This window comes from Moraxella sp. CTOTU46934 (assembly GCF_031979465.1).
GTDB classification, from domain to species: Bacteria; Pseudomonadota; Gammaproteobacteria; order Pseudomonadales; family Moraxellaceae; genus Faucicola; species Faucicola tetraodonis.
Genome location: NZ_DALZEG010000004.1, coordinates 34,775 through 52,717 on the forward strand (window position 1 = coordinate 34,775; position 17,943 = coordinate 52,717).

Below are 17,943 nucleotides of genomic sequence, written 5' to 3' on the forward strand. Positions count from 1 at the left end.
AATCGCTAGGGTGAAAACAAATAAAAAGCATAATTTATCTAATCCCCTATTATCGCTGAAGCGAGCCTAAGGTCAAGTAAAATCATAACCTTGACTGGGTTTTTATGATAAAAATGCTCATCTTTGATAAAACCTACCGATAAAAAAGACGGTCATAAAACCGTCATTAATATTCGTTAATACTCGCTAATATTAAAGGGGCGCTTAATCGTCATAGCCATTAGGATTTTGGCTTTGCCAACGCCAAGTGTCGGTACACATACGCTCGATATCAAACTCAGCTTGCCAGCCCAACAGATGCTTGGCTTTATCACTACTGGCATAACAACTGGCAATGTCGCCAGGTCGTCTTGGTGCTATGCTATAAGGCACGGGTTGACCAGTGGTTTTAATAAAGGCATTGACCAATTCTAATACAGATGTTCCCTTACCTGTACCCAAGTTAATCGGCTCAAATCCAAGCTGGGTTTGGTGTTCCAAATACTGTAAAGCGGCGACATGCCCTTTTGCCAAATCAACCACATGGATGTAATCTCGCACGCCTGTCCCATCCACGGTATCGTAATCATTGCCAAACACGCTTAACTGCGGCAGCTTACCCACTGCCACTTGACTGACATACGGCATCAAATTATTCGGGATACCATTGGGATTTTCCCCTATGGTTCCCGTATGGTGGGCACCAATGGGATTAAAATAGCGCAGTGAAATTAATTGCCAGTGATTATCTGCTTTTGCCAAGTCTTCGAGCATATGTTCAATCATCAGCTTGCTTTGCCCATACGGATTGGTCGCAGAACGCGGTGAGGATTCGACAATCGGCAAGGCTTCTGGGTCACCATAAACGGTTGCGGATGACGAGAAAATCAAGTTTTTTACTTGGGCGCTAGTCATCGCATCGAGTAGATTGAGCGTGCCTGCAACATTGTTTTGATAATACCACAGTGGCTTGGCAACCGATTCACCAACCGCCTTTAGCCCTGCAAAATGAATCACCGCAGTGAAGTCATGCGAGGCAAAGGTTTTGGCAAGCAGCTGTGTGTCCAAAATATCGCCTTCGATAAACTCAATGGATTGCCCTACAATTTGCTGGACACGCGCCAGTGAGGCTGGGCTACTATTGGATAAATTATCATACACCACAGGGGTGAATCCTGCGGCAATTAGCTCAATTAACGTATGTGAGCCGATATAGCCTGCCCCGCCAGTCACTAAGATTTTTTTGCTTTGATTTATCATTGTTTTGCCTATTTTTTACAGCCTATACCCGTATAAAAGCCAACGAGCTGCTGAATTTGTGGTTCGGTTAACGTATTTTTTGCATCAAAAATGGGTAATGCAATGTTATTTAAACGATTGATATCTGGCTTGACCGGTAGCGACCAATTGACGATAAACAACGCTTGCACTTGCGTAAGCGGCGCATAGGCATCGTCGGTCAATGAAAACAGCGGATGATTACCATATAACTCTAACAATTCTTCTTTGGTATTGTTGGCATACACAATCGTCTTGATATTGTATGACCATAATAATTTGATCAGTGGATGAAACGCTGAATGGGTGGTGCGTCCTGTACCATTACGATAGCCTGAACCCCAAATCATCACCGTTTTATTTTCGATAAAGCCATCAAAATATTGCCAAAATTCACGGAAAATCAGTTCTTTTTGGTCTTCATTAATGGATTTTACCGCCTCTAGCAACGACGTCTCTACTTGGTTATGCTTAAAACCATCAATCAAAAAATCCAATTCTAGCGGTAATGACTTGCCACCAAATCCCCAACCTGCTTTGAGATAATCTTTACCAATGCGTTTATCAAGCCCAAGGATTTGCTCGACTTGTTTGATATTGACCTGTTCACTGGCGGCGAGACGTGCCATTTCATTCATGAAAGACAAGCGTGTTGCCAGCATTCCCATGATACTACTGCGCGCAAATTCTGCCGTTTTGATATCGGTAATAAAGTGCTTGTCACTTTTTTCAATAAAAAACAGCAAAATGTTGTTGTACGCGCTACTGCCTTGCGTTTTTTCGCCAATCAGTGCCAAATCAGCTTGGAAAAAAGAACTAAAATTCGCCCCGTCTTTCATAAAAATAAAGGGAAGATAATACACCCAAGTAGTCGTCAATTTGCGCGCGAATTGTTCAATCTCACCCATGGCTTTGGCACCGCTGATGATAATCTGGGTGGTGGGGTTAAAATGAAATGAGCCAAATTGGTCAAGCGCCTGCGCTGACACACCATCGACAAACAACCAAATATCATCTGCGCTGACATACGCTGAAAAATCATGGGTTGGCAAAGGCTGGGTAATGATGTTGCCTTGAGATTGGTACAACTGCCACAGTAGCACCATCTGCCGATCAAACTGGTAATCATTCATGACCTGCTGAAGGCTATCGTCATCGGTCAATAGCCTAACTTGGTATTCGAGGGTGGCAAGCAAAATACAAGCATTGATTGATTCATTGGTACTGCCAATTACATATACAGTTTTTGTCATTGTTTTTGTCATCGTTTTCTTCTTTTATCCCTATCATTCATCAGCTTGCAAAGGTTGTTTTAATGGTATTTAGCAACTGGTTGGTTGAGCTGTCAAATGGCTGCGCTTGTTGCGGCGATAATTCTTGCGTTGATACCAAGGCATCGAAGACTGCATTAGCCATCACTTTACCCACTTCAACCCCCCATTGGTCAAATGGGTTAATCTGCCAAATGACTGACATGACAAACACTTTGTGTTCATACAGCGCAATCAATGACCCTAACGTTCTTGGGGTCAGCTGTTTGAGTAAAATGGTCGTTGACGGCTGATTGCCGCGATAATGTTTGAATTTATCCATACCATTATTGCTGTCTTTGATGGCGGCATTGCCAAACGCCAGCACTTGGCTTTGCGCTAAGCAGTTGGCAAGCGAAAGTCCGTGCTGCTCAAGCAAGTTTTTATTGATTGTTTGGGCATCGGCGTAGCGTTTGATGGGCGCAATAAAATCACAACTGACTGCCTGTGTGCCTTGATGCAACAACTGATAAAACGCATGCTGGGCATTGGAGCCAATATCGCCCCACAAAATCGGACAAGTACTGTAAGTCACTGCCTCACCTTGGCGATTGACGGATTTACCGTTACTCTCCATCTCAAGCTGGGTTAAATAATTGGGAAAAAAAGATAACCGACCATCATAAGGTAAAACCGTATGGGCGTTAATGTGTAAAAACGTACTGTTCCAAACACCGAGTAGCCCTAACAACACAGGCATGTTTTGAGAAAAATCGGCGGTGGCAAAATGCCGATCCATCGCATAGGCACCTGCTAGCAGCTCATAGAAATTGTGCATGCCAATTTTTATGGCAATCGCCAGTCCAATCACCGACCACATGGAGAATCGACCCCCAACCCAATCCCAGAGCATTAGTTGGTTATCGACATGGATACCCCATTCTGACATCTTATCGGCTTTAGTAGAAATCCCAATAAAATGACGACGCAAAATAGTGGCTTTGTTATCATGACTGGCTAACAACCATGACATCGCCGTCTTGGCATTGGACAGCGTATCAATGGTGGAAAATGATTTCGACGAGATAATAAATAGCGTGGTTTGCGGATTTAATACCTTGAGCAAACTATCAAGCTGGGTGCCATCCATATTGGAGACAAAATGCACACTGATAGGGGTATCTGTCCATTCTTTTAGTGCCGTTGTTGCCATCACAGGCCCTAGATCTGAGCCGCCGACGCCGATATTTACGACATCGGTGATTGCCTGACCAGAATAACCACGCCAGACCCCATTACGAATCCGCTCTACCAACTTTTCCGCTTTTTGTAAGCTGGTATGCACTTGCTCAATGACATTGACACCTTCGACCCAAACCTGCTCGCCTTGCGGCTGTCTTAACGCGGTATGCAGCGCAGGGCGATGCTCAGTATCATTCACGATTTCGCCTGTCATCAGCCGATGGATTTCTTGCGCTAACTCACGCTCATTTGCCAGTGTGATTAAATTACTAAGCACAGCCGCATCAATTTTTTGTTTACTAAAATCCATGATCATGTCGCACGCGGCAACGCGGTACTGTAAGCCGCGATTGGATTGTTGGCTAAACAATTGATTAAGCGTGGCCATACTATCTGCTTGAGTAGACAGTGTTTGCCATGTACGATTCGCACTTTTATCGGTTGACATTCGTCTATGACCCTATATTAATTTGCTGTATGTTGAAACGCTTCAATACCCAATTGAGTGGCAAAATAACCCACGGCTTGTAAGTAGCTATTCATGTCACCTGCATCAAAACTGTTACCCACCATGCTAACCACGTCTACCCCTTGCGTGCTAATAAGCGCATCAATGGCATCGGTCAGCTGAATTTCCCCACCCACACTTGGCTGTGTGTTGGCTAGATACTCAAAAATAGCATTATTAAACACATAGCGCCCAACGACAGCCAAGTTAGAAGGCGCGTCCTCAGCTTTGGGCTTTTCCACAAACCCCATCACAGCAAACGACTGGTTTTGTTCAGACTTTGCTACCATTTGTGTGCTGGCTAGCTTGGCAATGCCATATTTATGAATATCACTTTCTTTGACAGGATCAACCAATATCTGTGAATGTTGCTGCTTGGCAAACTGCTGTAGCATGTAGGCTAAATTCTGCTGAGTATAGTCAGTGTTATAAGGGTTCAAAATCACATCGGGTAACAGCACAGCAAACGGTTCATCACCTACAATGGCACGGGCTTGCAAGACGGCATGCCCTAATCCTAACGGTTTGCCTTGGCGCACACTGGTAACTGTGACCCCTGCAGGTAGCCAGTTTAAACTATCTGCTAGCGCCGCTTTGCCTTTAGCGCGTAACTGGGTATCAAGCTCACTATTGATATCAAAATAGTTTTCAATGGCGTTTTTTTGCGCATGATTGACCAAGACAATATTGGTTAAACCTGCGGCAATCGCTTCTTCAACGACATATTGAATGGCTGGCTTATTGCCAAGCGGTAGCAACTCTTTTGGCACGGCTTTTGATAGTGGTAGCATACGCGTGCCAAACCCTGCCACAGGGATAACAGCGTGAGTGATTTTTGTCGACATAGTGACTCTTAATAAGACAAGTTGTTCAAATAGTTGATATCAAGCTTAACATATTTTTATGGCAAATATTTTATCTGCCCGAATATTTTAAAGGCATTATTAAAATTGATTGAGGGTGTTTTTCTCACACCAGCGTTTGCTAACACCAGCGGATAATAAAAAAGCAGATAACCCAATGATTATCTGCTTTTGATTAGTCAAAATAGCCGATCATTACCAACCAGTGACTTCTTTTACTTTTTCACCGATTTTTGAAGGGTCACGGGTATAAGCAATACCAGCCTCTTCAAAGGCTTTGAATTTTTCTTCTGCTGTACCTTTACCACCTGAGATAATCGCACCGGCATGTCCCATACGTTTACCTTTTGGTGCTGTGACACCTGCGATATAACCAATGACGGGTTTAGTCACGTGGTCTTTAACGTATGCAGCCGCTTCCTCTTCAGCCGTACCACCGATTTCACCAATTAATACAATCGCTTCGGTTTGTGGGTCGTCTTGAAGCAATTTCAATGCATCGATTTGGTTCATACCTGGGATTGGGTCACCACCGATACCGATACAGGTTGATTGACCAAAGCCAAGTTTAGTGGTTTGAGCCACCGCTTCATAAGTCAATGTACCAGAACGTGAGATGATACCGACTTTACCTTCTTGGTGAATGTGACCTGGCATGATACCGATTTTGCATTTACCTGGGCTGATCACGCCTGGACAGTTTGGGCCAACCATACGGATGATTTCTTCGCCCTTGGCTTGTAGGTCAGCGTTGACGTTTTCTAAGTAACGTTTGGCTTTTAGCATATCTAGGGTAGGTACGCCTTCGGTGATGACCACAATCAATTTTACGCCAGAGTTAATCGCTTCAACGATTGAGTCTAATACAAATGGTGCGGGTACAAAGATAACAGAAGCATTAGCACCTGTTGCTGTTACTGCTTCATCCATGGTATCGAATACTGGACGATCAAGGTGGGTTGTACCGCCTTTACCTGGGGTAACACCACCAACGATGTTGGTACCATAAGCAATTGATTGCTCTGAATGTAGAGTACCGTTTTTACCTGTGAAACCTTGCACTAATACTTTAGTGTCTTTTCCAACTAATACGCTCATTGTTTTTCCTTTTACTTTTTCTGTTTGATTTAAACGATTAACCAGTAGGGCACATAGCCCTACTCGCTCATACCTGTACTTTCTTCATTAGGCATTATTAACCGCATCAACAATTTTTTGACCGGCTTCAGAAAGACCTTCAGCAGGAATTAATTTAAGACCTGAATCACGTAAGATTTGCGCACCTTTTTCAGCGTTGTTACCTTCAAGACGCACAACCACAGGTACAGTAACGTTGACTTCTTTTACCGCTTCGATAATCGCTTCAGCAATCATGTCACAACGTACGATACCACCGAAAATATTGATGAGTACGCCTTGGACTGATTTGTCTTCAAGAATTAATTTGAACGCTTCAACCACACGTTCTTTGGTCGCGCCGCCGCCTACGTCTAGGAAGTTAGCGGGTTGACCACCATATAGTTTGATGATATCCATGGTTGCCATCGCAAGACCGGCGCCATTCACCATACAACCGATGTTACCTTCAAGCGCAACATAGTTTAGGTCAAATTCTGAGGCTTTTAATTCACGCTCATTTTCTTGTGATTTGTCGCGTTGTTCAGCGACTTTTGGTAGGCGATAAAGGGCATTTGAGTCGATACCGATTTTGGCGTCAACACAGGCTAATTCACCAGATTTACGAACGGCTAATGGATTGATTTCAAACAACGCAAAGTCATTTTCCGTAAAGGCTTTATAAGCCCCTGTCATCAATTTGGCAAATTCGTTGATTTGTTTGTCTTTTAAACCCAGTTTGAAAGCCACTTCACGAGCTTGGCTAGGTTGTAAGCCTACCAGTGGGTCAACTTCTACTTTCAAGATTTTTTCTGGGGTTTCTTCGGCAACTTTTTCAATTTCAACACCGCCTTCAGTTGACGCCATAAATACCACACGACGGGCTGAACGGTCTACGACTGCACCTAAGTACAATTCAGTTGCGATTGGGTACATGTCTTCGGCGATAAGTACGCTGTTAACAGGTTGACCATTGGCGTCAGTTTGGTAAGTTACCAAGTTTTTACCAATTAATTCTTCAGCAATTTGTTTGGCTTCTTCACGCGTTTTAGCGATTTTTACGCCGCCCGCTTTACCACGGCCACCGGCATGTACTTGGGCTTTAACAACCACGGCACCGGCGTTGCCTGCCATTTTATCAAACGCTGCTGCGGCTTCGTCGCCATTTTTAGCGATGATACCTTCCTGTACTGGCAATCCATAGCTTTTTAATAATTCTTTGGCTTGATACTCATGTAAATTCATGAATTTGTCCTCTCGGTTTTGGTTTACATTGTTTTAAAATTATTTTTGAATATTGTCGTCAACAGTGAGCTAACCTAGTTGATAATGAGGTTAGCTCACTTACCTTATTCAAACTATTGATGCATAAGCTAATTAGCCCATTTACTTGTAAACTAAGTTACTTATGAACTAAGTTACTTATGAGCCAAATTCCTTGTGAACTAGCTTATTTGCGCTTACGTTGAATCGCATGAATCGCACGACCATCCGCTGATAGCACCGCCTCGTGTACCGCTTCAGAAATGGTTGGATGAGCAAACGTCATCAACTGCAAATCTTCAATACTTGATACGAATTCCATCGCAATCATGCCTTGATGAACGATATCACCCGCACCCGCTGACACGACATGCATACCCAATAAACGGTCAGTTTTGGCATCGGCGACCACTTTGATGAAACCTTGGCCTTCACCAGCGGCTAACGCACGGCCATTGGCAGCTAAGCTGAATTGACCTGTTTTGACTTCATGACCTTGCTCTTTGGCTTGTTCTTCAGTCAAGCCCACCCATGCAATTTCTGGGTGTGTGTAAATCACGCTAATAATGGTGTCATAATTGACTTGAACTTTTTCACCATGAATGCGTTCAACTGCCATCATGCCTTCTTCCATCGCTTTGTGCGCCAGCATTGGACCACGCACCAAGTCACCGATTGCATAGACGCCATCAAGGTTGGTTTGACAGAAGTCATTCACCGCTACCAGACCACGTTCAGTGAGCTCTACCCCTGAATTTTCGCCAAGTAGGTTTTCTTTATAAGCACGGCGACCCACACAAACGATGAGTTTATCGAAGGTTTCTTGTCCTGCTTGACCTTTGGCGTCGAACGATACAAGTACCTGACCGTTTTCTACTTGAGCCTGAGTGACTTTGGTATCAATACGAATATCCATGCCTTGGGCTTTTAGTAGTTTTGCCGCTTCTTTGCTCACGGCTTTGTCCGCCGCTGCTAAAAATTCTGGCATGGCTTCAAATACTACCACTTCACTACCCAAACGACGCCATACCGAACCTAGTTCAAGACCAATCACACCACCACCAATAACGCCTAGACGCGCAGGCACTTCGGTAAAGTCTAACGCACCGGTTGAATCAACGATATATTCGTTATCAATCGGGGCAACAGGGATATCAATGGGCACAGAACCAGAGGCTAAAATCACATTTTTAGCGGTAATAGTGGTAGGCGCAGAACCATCTAATGGGGTAAATTCAACGTGTTTATCCGCACCTTTACCATCAAGTAATTTACCTGTACCTTGTAGCCAGTCAGCACCGTTACCTTTTAACAATGCAGCCACGCCACCGGTTAATTGCTTAACAATAGCGTCTTTACGACTTAACATTTTGCTGATGTCAATCGCCACCTCACCTGTGGTGATACCGTGGTCGGCTAAGTCATGCTTGGTTGCTTCATAACGATGTGAGCTGTCTAGCAATGCTTTTGAAGGAATACAACCGACGTTCAAACAGGTACCGCCTAACGCTGGCTCGCCCTTATTAATACGTTTTTCGATACAAGCCACGCTCATACCCAATTGGCCTGCACGGATTGCGGCTTCATAGCCACCAGGGCCACCACCGATAATTACCAAATCATAGCTTTCTTTCATAATCTTCACCAAAAATTTGAGTTGTTATTGTTAAAGTTGTTAAACAAAAAAGCCTGTATCAACCTTTGCCAATACAGGCTTTTTTCATTATAAATCGAGAAGTAGCATCGCTGGGTTTTCAACCAATTCTTTGATAGTGACCAAGAATTGTACGGCTTCTTTACCGTCGATTAAACGGTGGTCATACGACAATGCCAAGTACATCATAGGTAGAATTACCACTTCGCCATTAACCGCCATTGGGCGTTCTTTGGTAGCATGCATACCCAAAATCGCTGTTTGTGGTGGATTGATGATTGGGGTTGACATCAATGAACCAAATACACCACCGTTGGTAATGGTGAAGGTACCACCCGTCATGTCTTCAATGCCTAATTTGCCTTCACGCGCTTTTGACGCATAGTTACCAATCGCACGTTCGATATCTGCCATACCCATTTGATCAGTGTCACGTAATACCGGCACCACAAGACCACGGTCGCTCGATACCGCAACACCCACATCATAATAACCATGATAAACGATATCGCTGCCATCAATAGAGGCATTTACCGCTGGAAAACGTTTTAACGCTTCAGTAGCAGCTTTTACAAACAATGACATAAAACCTAGTTTTACACCGTGACGTTTTTCAAAACGCTCTTTGAACTCACTACGTAAGTCCATGATAGGTTTCATGTTCACTTCGTTAAACGTGGTCAACATCGCAGTTTCTTGGGTAGCGGCTAACAGACGCTCAGCAACACGGGCGCGTAAACGTGTCATTGGCACACGTTTGTCTGCCCGTTGACCGACGGCATTGGCAACCACTTGACCGTTGTCTGCTTTAATTGCATTGTTGGCTTTTAAGGTTGGGTTTGCCATGTCTTCTTTGGTCACACGGCCGCCACGACCTGAACCTTCAACGTCTGCAGGATTGACGCCTGTGGTATTCGCGGCTTTACGAACCGCTGGACTTTGGTCTTTATAATCTGCTTCAGCAGTCGCTTGAGCGGTAGGCGCTTGTTGTGCAGCTGCAGGCGCGGCTTCAGCTTGGGCAGCCGGTGCTTGGGTTTCAGCAGGTTGGCTTGCTGGTGCAGCCGCGGTTGCGCCTTCAGTCAGCTCACCGATGACTTCAGCAGAAAGCACTGTGTCATCAACTTGTTTGAGAATTTTGCTAAGCACGCCGTCAGCTTGTGCCACCACTTCCATCACAACTTTATCGGTTTCGATTTCACACAATACAGCGTCACGGCTTACTTGATCGCCTTCATTAAAATTCCAAGCAACAATTGTACCGTCAGCAACGGATTCTGGGAAAACGGGGACTTTAATCTCACTCATGGAAAACTCCTAGTTAATTTCACATTCTTTCATTTTTAATGGGTTAAATTCATTGTTGTCTTAGCACTCGGCGCAATTGCCTATACCAAAAACCAAGAAGGATTAGTACGCATCTATTAAGTACTAATCCTTTAAAACGCTTAGTCAGTCGCTTGTTTTTCTGCGATTTCCGCTTTAGCTTCTAGCTTATCTTCGGTTGAATCTTCATTCTTTGGCAAACCCAATGCTTCGTTGATAACTTTTTGTTGTTGGGCAACGTGCATTTGCATCGAACCTGCGGCAGGTGCTGCCGATGAAGGGCGAGCCACTGGCTCAAGCAAGTAGGCTTTAGTCGGACGAGTCGCGGGTTTTGGTGGTGCAATCAAACGGAATAAGTGCGGTGCTAGATAGTACCAAGCACCTTGGTTACGTGGCTCTTCTTGTGTCCAAACAATACCTTCAAGGTTTGGATATTTTGCCACTTCTTCCAAAATACGTGCTTCAGGTAATGGATAAAGCTGCTCGATACGCACAATCGCCACATGGTTAAGACCCAATTCACGACGTTTTTCAAGCAAGTCATAATATACTTTACCGCCACACAACACTAAACGCGTCACTTGGTTATTATCAAGTTGGTCAATCTCTGGAATCACGGTTTGGAACTGACCTTGCGCAAGCTCTTCAAGCGTTGACACTGCCAATTTATGACGTAGCAATGATTTTGGTGACATCACAATCAGCGGTTTACGCGCTGGGCGAACCACTTGACGACGCAAGGCATGGAAAATCTGTGCAGGTGTAGTTGGGGTCATCACTTGCATGTTGTCTTCAGCACATAGCTGTAAGAAACGCTCTAGGCGCGCTGATGAGTGCTCAGGACCTTGACCTTCATAGCCGTGTGGTAATAACATGGTCAGACCACATAGACGTTGCCATTTGGTTTCACCTGATGAAATAAATTGGTCAATAACCACTTGTGCACCATTGGCAAAGTCACCGAACTGTGCTTCCCAAATCACTAGCGCATTAGGTACCGTCGTTGCGTAACCGTATTCAAACGCCAATACTGCTTCTTCTGACAATAATGAGTTGAAGGTGTCAAAACGTGCTTGGTTAGGGCTCATGTTGGCAAGCGGTACATACATACTGCCGTCTTTCATGTTGAACAGTTCTGAATGGCGGTGCGAGAAAGTACCACGACCCACGTCTTCACCCGTAATACGGACAGGGTAGCCTTCTTCTACCAGTGACGCATAAGCCAAGGTTTCTGCCGCGCCCCAGTTCAAGGGCTCTTGACCGGTTTGCATGGCTTTGCGCTGTTCAACCACCTTTTGCACTTGGCGTTGTAGCTCATAGCCTTCCGGCATTTGCGCCATTTTCTCACCATAAGCTTTTAATTTATTGATATCAACGCCCGTATCCCAATTGTCTTCAAGCTTATGACCAATATAAGGTGTCCAATCTACATACAGCGTTTTATTTGGCTCACGCACCAAGGCGCTAGCAACATATTCGCCTTTATCGAGCGACTCACGGTAGTCATCTTCAAAAGCCACAGCTTCTGCTTTGCTAATAACGCCTTCAGCAACCAATTTATTGGCAAATAGCTCACGAGTACTTGGCAGTTTTTTGATGACCGAATACATAAGTGGCTGAGTGGCGGAAGGCTCATCCGCTTCATTGTGACCGTTACGACGGTAACAGTACATATCAATCACGATATCTTTATGGAAAGTTTGGCGATAGTCGTGGGCAAGCTGTGCCATAAATACCACGGCTTCTGGATCGTCACCGTTTACATGAAAAATCGGTGCGTGTACCATCTTGGCGATGTCGGTACAGTATTCAGTTGAACGCGCATCTTCTAAGCGGCTGGTGGTAAAACCCACTTGGTTATTGATAATAATATGCAGCGTACCACCTGTTGAATAGGCACGGGTTTGTGACATTTGGAAAGTTTCTTGGTTGACACCTTGACCGGCGAACGCAGCGTCACCGTGTACCACGATTGGCAAAACGGCATCACCGGTTTTATCTTGACGGCGTACTTGGCGGGCACGCACTGAACCAATCAATACAGGCGATACAATCTCAAGATGCGAGGGGTTAAATGCCAAGGCTAAGTGTGCTTCGCCGCCCGGTGTCATTACGTTAGATGAATAACCATTGTGGTATTTTACGTCACCTGAACCCACGGTCGGTTGTTTTTTACCATCAAACTCATCAAACAAATCTTTGGGGTTTTTACCCAAAATATTCACTAATAAGTTTAAACGTCCACGGTGCGCCATACCGATAACCATTTCTTTGGTACCGTTTTCACCCGCACGCTGAATTATCTCATTGACCATTGGGATAAAGCTCTCGCCACCCTCAAGACCAAAACGTTTCACACCGGTATATTTACGCGCTAAGTATTTTTCTAATCCTTCCGCTGCTGTCAAACGCTCAAGGATAGATTTACGTTTTTCATTGTCAAATTTGACATAGCCAAGATTTTGCTCTAGGTATTTTTCAATCCAGCGTTTTTCTTTGGCAGTGGTCACATGGAAATATTCTGCACCAATGCTGCTACAATAAACTCGCTCCAACACTTGGATGATTTCACGCAGTGTGGCTTTGTCTTTACCAATGTTTAGGTCACTGACAGGGTAAACAGTGTCTAAATCCGCTTCAGAAAGACCATAATACGCCAAAGTCAATTCTTCAACTTCTGGACGTGGCATCAGTCCTAATGGATCTAGATTAGCAATACGATGACCACGACGGCGGTAACTGGTAATCAGTTTTTGCACGCCCATTTGGTTGTCCGCAAATTCGCGAATTTCAGAAGGGCTGACAGCGCCTGCAGCTGATTGACCAGTAACTTTGTGGGCAGTGGTATTGCGAGCTAATAGCAAAAATTGGTCTTGGATAGTATGGTGAAGGGCGTTTTTATCATCATCTTTGGCAAACTGCGCAAAATAAGGAATGTATTTTTCATCAACGCTTTGTGGATCTTGAAGATACTGTTCATAGAGTGATTCAAGATAGACTGCGTTATCTGCTGACAGTTCAGTAAACTGAGCAGATGAGACAGAAGTTTGGTTTTGGTTAGCCATGATTCTTTCTACTGTAGTATTTAAAGGTGGAAATAAAAATTTTAGGGAATAGCCTAGCATTTTTATAATTAACAAAAAATTTTGTTAAGGTAATAGTTACCATTCATTTACTAAATATAGCAACTCACGCCGCTTGGCGTGTGGAGAAATAGCTATCAAATGGTAGTAAAAGAAGAGTAATGTGAAAGTTAGTTTTCTCCTTCCTTAGAAAATCTAAATGAATATTCCCTATAGATACCTATCGTATATTATACAAAATTCATGATAATTTATCTCATTCATTAGGCTGAAAAGGTATAAAAAATATTATGATATTGGGATATGATTTATTACTTTAATTAATAGATAGCCAATTACTATGAATTTATCACATCTCAATAAAAAAAGCCCTGTCGATACAGAGCTTTTTTGTCACCAAACTGTGGTACTAACCTGCTTGGTCTAACAGCATGTTACGTAAGTGACCAATCGCTTTGGTAGGATTCAAGCCTTTTGGACAAACCGACACACAGTTCATGATGCCACGGCAACGGAACAAGCTAAATGGGTCGTCTAAACGCGCTAAACGCTCCTGTGTGCTAGTATCACGGCTATCTGCCACAAAGCGGTAGCCATTCAACAAGGCTGATGGACCTAAGAACTTATCTGGGTTCCACCAGAATGATGGACAGCTGGTTGAACAACACGCACATAAAATACATTCATATAGACCGTTTAACTTTTCGCGGTCTTCAGGTGATTGTAGACGTTCAGTCGGTGGTGCTGGCTGGTCATTGATCAAGTAAGGATGAACTTTTTCATATTGCTCATAGAATTGGTTCATATCTACCACTAAGTCGCGCACCACAGGTAAACCAGGTAGCGGGCGTAAAGTAATTTTTTGTGGTAGCGTGTTCATGTTAATAAGACATGATAGACCGTTTTTACCATTGATGTTCATACCGTCAGAGCCACAAATACCTTCGCGACACGAACGGCGGAAACTGATGGTTTCGTCCATTTTTTTCAAACGGACAAGTACGTCTAATAACATACGGTCAGAGTCTAAAAGCTCAATTTGGTATGTCTGCATACGGGGTGCTGCGTCTTTATCTGGATCGTAGCGGAAAATCTCGATGGTGCGAGTACCTCTGCTCATAATGCTAAACTCCACACGTTTATGGTATTGGTTTATAGGGTCTTTACAACAGTTTGCAAAGACCAAAAAATATTAATTAGAATGTACGCACTTTTGGCTCAACATAGTCTACAGTCAGTGGGCTCTTACGAACAGGTTTATAGATAACACGGTTACCTTCAGAGAACCAAAGGGTATGTTTCATCCATTCGTGGTCATTACGACCAAGCGGCGCATACGAATCATCTGCCGCACGTTCGTAGTCAACGACGGTGTGCGCGCCACGACATTCTTGACGCAGGGAAGCTGAAATCATTGTCGCTTTGGCAACTTCATAGAGATTCGCCACTTCAAGCGCTTCAATACGGGCGGTATTAAACACTTGCGATTTATCAGCTAGGTGAAGACTATTGACCTTACTTTCAAGTGCCAAGATTTTTTGTACACCTTCATTCATTGACGCTTGGGTACGGAATACACCCGCATGTTGTTGCATGGTACGGCGGATTTCGTCAGCCACATCTTGCGCATTTAGCCCTTGAGTAGATTGCTGTAACACATTCAAACGCGCCAAGGTTTTGTCAAGAACACGCGGTGATAACGGCTCATAGTCATGACGGTCAGCGGCGTGGAACTCATCAATGATATGTTGACCCGCTGCACGACCAAATACTACCAAATCAAGTAGTGAATTAGTACCTAGACGGTTGGCGCCGTGAACGGATACACATGAACATTCGCCGATTGCATATAAGCCTTTCACGATTTTTTGCTCGGCGTATAAACCTTCCGCATCCGTACCTGCCTCAAGATCTGGCATGACAACTTGACCATGAATATTGGTCGGGATGCCGCCCATTTGGTAATGGATAGTCGGTACAACTGGGATTGGCTCTTTGGTAATGTCAACGTTCGCGAAGTTTTTACCAATTTCATAAACCGATGGTAAACGCTTCATGATGGTATCCACACCTAAGTGCGTCATGTCAAGTACTACGTAATCGCCCTGTGGACCACAACCACGACCTTCTTTGATCTCTTGGTCCATTGAACGTGATACAAAGTCACGAGGTGCTAAGTCTTTTAGGGTTGGTGCATAACGCTCCATAAAGGCTTCGCCATCTTTATTACGAAGTAACGCACCTTCACCACGACAACCTTCTGTCAATAATACGCCCGCACCCGCGACACCTGTTGGGTGAAATTGCCAAAATTCCATATCTTGTAGTGGAATACCTGCACGCACTGCCATACCTAGACCGTCACCGGTGTTAATAAAGGCATTAGTAGACGCAGCGAAAATACGACCTGCACCCCCCGTTGCTAGGACAGTTGTTTTCGCTTGGAATACGGCAACACGACCTGTTTCTTGCTCCAGCGCGATAACCCCGTTAATGTCGCCTTTGCTATCTTTGACCAAATCTAGCGCAATCCACTCGATAAAAAACTCTGTGCCTTGCTCAAGATTTTTTTGATATAGCGTATGCAATAATGCATGACCTGTACGGTCAGCTGCCGCACACGCACGTTGTACCGCTTTTTCACCGTAGTTGGCAGTATGGCCGCCAAAGGGACGCTGATAAATCGTACCGTCCGCGTTACGGTCAAATGGCATACCCATATGCTCAAGTTCATATACCACTTTTGGTGCTTCACGGCACATATACTCGATGGCGTCTTGGTCACCTAACCAGTCAGAACCTTTGATGGTGTCATAAAAGTGAAAATGCCAGTTATCATCACTCATGTTACCCAAACTTGCGCCAATACCACCTTGCGCGGCAACCGTGTGAGAACGCGTTGGGAACACTTTGGTTAATACCGCAACATTCATACCGCCACGCGCCAATTGTAGCGACGCACGCATACCAGAGCCACCGCCGCCAACGATAACCGCATCGAAGGTTAAGGTTTGAATATTGCTAATGGTGTTGTCTTGTTTTGTTGCCATTGCTTTAATTTCCTAAATGATGGTTCGATTCTATCCATACACATACTTGAAAAGCCATGGATGTCAAAATCGATAAATACGTTAACAAAATTTATCTAACAGGATGTTTAGAAGAAAATCATCACGCCCCAAAATAAATAAACCAAGACTGCAAGAATCATGGCAGATTGCAGCACAAAACGTAAACCATTTGACTTAACGTAGTCTGTTAATACAGTCCACATCCCTACCCACGCATGACCCACTAATGCTAGTATCATCAATAGCGTAAATAAGCGCATTGGTAGGCTTAGCATAAAGCCTTGCCATAATTCAAACGTTGGTTGGTGGGTTAAGAACCAGCCCAACATCACCAATGAATAAACTGCCAATACAACCGCACTAATACGTTGTACCACCCAATCGCGCGAGCCTGAGCCTGTTAAACCTGTTGCACTTTTCATTAGAACATCACCCATACAAATGAACCCACAACCCAAAGCGCTGCAAGTACAAAGCCAATGAATGTCGCAGTACGACCACTGTTTAATTCTTCATTCATGCCCATGTCGGCAAATAAATGTTTGAAACCCATCACAAAATGGTAGCCTAATGCAGCCACAAAGATCCAAGCCAAAAACTTCACCAAGGGGCTCGTGAAAATATCTGCAAAGCCTTCAGCACTGGCAAGCGACGTTTGAAAAATCCATAACATCACAGGAATTAGGAGAAATAGCACCACACCAGAAACACGGTGGGTAATTGAAGCCAAAGCAATTGGGTTTTTTGAATTAACATTAATTACTTGGCTTAAAGGAAGGTCAATCGGTCGGTTGCTTTTCACAGCGGGCATCCTTTATTCGCAGTTATAACTTACCTGTGTTATCGCTATGCCAATATCCAAAATATCAAGCACGAACTTCAAATCACTTGTAGGATTTGATGAATCACATAGCCTGTCAAAAAACAGGTAAATCGAAGATAAGGAATAGCTAGCGTACTTTGGATTATTCACAGAATAGATAGTTATTAGCCGCAAACCTAATCGTATCTCACAATTAAAAACTAATAAATTACCAACTAATAATCGACAAAAAGCCACCCACAATTTACTTTTTAATTTTGTTAAATCACAAAGCTAAAAAGTAAATTATGTTTAGCAAATATTAATAATACAAAGCTAGCCACCAGTAAAATTTTTATAATTATAAGAGTCTTTGATTACAAATACAAACAAAAACAGAAAAAAAACCATCTTTTATCAAACCACTGTAGCCCACTATTAAAATTCAGAAATAATTTGACAAGATTACGCGTTTTGAGACTTACCTATCTAGATATTTAACCGCATCAAG

Annotated in this window: 13 protein-coding genes; all 13 read right to left on the reverse strand. The window is 43.8% G+C overall.

Annotated features, from left to right (window positions below; all coding sequences use genetic code 11):
• Nucleotides 1–204: 204 nt before the first annotated feature.
• The 13 genes from galE to sdhC all read right to left on the reverse strand — a co-directional run bounded on the left by galE (nt 205) and on the right by sdhC (nt 17,441).
• Complete coding sequence (galE, locus tag RTN07_RS04865) at nt 205–1,239, reverse strand: UDP-glucose 4-epimerase GalE (protein WP_312176260.1); 1,035 nt, start codon at nt 1,237–1,239, stop codon at nt 205–207.
• Between the two features lie 8 nt (nt 1,240–1,247).
• Nucleotides 1,248–2,510, reverse strand: a complete 1,263-nt coding sequence (locus tag RTN07_RS04870) for a UDP-glucose 6-dehydrogenase (RefSeq protein ID WP_312176262.1) — start codon at nt 2,508–2,510, stop codon at nt 1,248–1,250.
• Between the two features lie 40 nt (nt 2,511–2,550).
• A complete protein-coding gene (gene pgi / locus RTN07_RS04875) occupies nt 2,551–4,197 on the reverse strand; it encodes a glucose-6-phosphate isomerase (protein ID WP_312176264.1) in 1,647 nt (548 codons plus the stop codon).
• 17 nt (nt 4,198–4,214) lie between these two features.
• Nucleotides 4,215–5,102, reverse strand: a complete 888-nt coding sequence (locus RTN07_RS04880; RefSeq protein WP_312176265.1) for a UTP--glucose-1-phosphate uridylyltransferase — start codon at nt 5,100–5,102, stop codon at nt 4,215–4,217.
• 213 nt (nt 5,103–5,315) lie between these two features.
• Nucleotides 5,316–6,218 (reverse strand): succinate--CoA ligase subunit alpha, encoded by a 903-nt coding sequence (sucD, locus tag RTN07_RS04885; protein WP_007115061.1) that lies wholly within the window; start codon nt 6,216–6,218, stop codon nt 5,316–5,318.
• An 87-nt stretch (nt 6,219–6,305) separates the two neighbouring features.
• Nucleotides 6,306–7,481, reverse strand: a complete 1,176-nt coding sequence (sucC, locus tag RTN07_RS04890) for an ADP-forming succinate--CoA ligase subunit beta (RefSeq protein ID WP_007115062.1) — start codon at nt 7,479–7,481, stop codon at nt 6,306–6,308.
• A gap of 205 nt (nt 7,482–7,686) precedes the next feature.
• A complete protein-coding gene (lpdA, locus tag RTN07_RS04895) occupies nt 7,687–9,135 on the reverse strand; it encodes a dihydrolipoyl dehydrogenase (protein WP_312115401.1) in 1,449 nt (482 codons plus the stop codon).
• 87 nt (nt 9,136–9,222) lie between these two features.
• Nucleotides 9,223–10,458: a 2-oxoglutarate dehydrogenase complex dihydrolipoyllysine-residue succinyltransferase gene (odhB, locus tag RTN07_RS04900; RefSeq protein WP_007115064.1), complete on the reverse strand. Its 1,236-nt coding sequence runs from the start codon at nt 10,456–10,458 to the stop codon at nt 9,223–9,225.
• Nucleotides 10,459–10,598: 140 nt separating this feature from the next.
• Nucleotides 10,599–13,541 carry a 2-oxoglutarate dehydrogenase E1 component gene (locus RTN07_RS04905; RefSeq protein WP_203172417.1) on the reverse strand — a complete coding sequence of 981 codons (2,943 nt, stop codon included), beginning with the start codon at nt 13,539–13,541 and terminating at the stop codon, nt 10,599–10,601.
• Nucleotides 13,542–13,968: 427 nt separating this feature from the next.
• Nucleotides 13,969–14,679: a succinate dehydrogenase iron-sulfur subunit gene (locus RTN07_RS04910; RefSeq protein WP_007115066.1), complete on the reverse strand. Its 711-nt coding sequence runs from the start codon at nt 14,677–14,679 to the stop codon at nt 13,969–13,971.
• A gap of 76 nt (nt 14,680–14,755) precedes the next feature.
• On the reverse strand, nt 14,756–16,618 hold the full coding sequence (gene sdhA, locus RTN07_RS04915) for a succinate dehydrogenase flavoprotein subunit (protein ID WP_312176440.1): 1,863 nt from the start codon (nt 16,616–16,618) through the stop codon (nt 14,756–14,758).
• 98 nt (nt 16,619–16,716) lie between these two features.
• Complete coding sequence (gene sdhD, locus RTN07_RS04920) at nt 16,717–17,052, reverse strand: succinate dehydrogenase, hydrophobic membrane anchor protein (protein ID WP_036594948.1); 336 nt, start codon at nt 17,050–17,052, stop codon at nt 16,717–16,719.
• Nucleotides 17,052–17,441 (reverse strand): succinate dehydrogenase, cytochrome b556 subunit, encoded by a 390-nt coding sequence (sdhC, locus tag RTN07_RS04925; protein WP_100274133.1) that lies wholly within the window; start codon nt 17,439–17,441, stop codon nt 17,052–17,054. The genes sdhD and sdhC overlap by 1 nt, the downstream gene beginning before the upstream one ends.
• Nucleotides 17,442–17,943 lie beyond the last annotated feature (502 nt).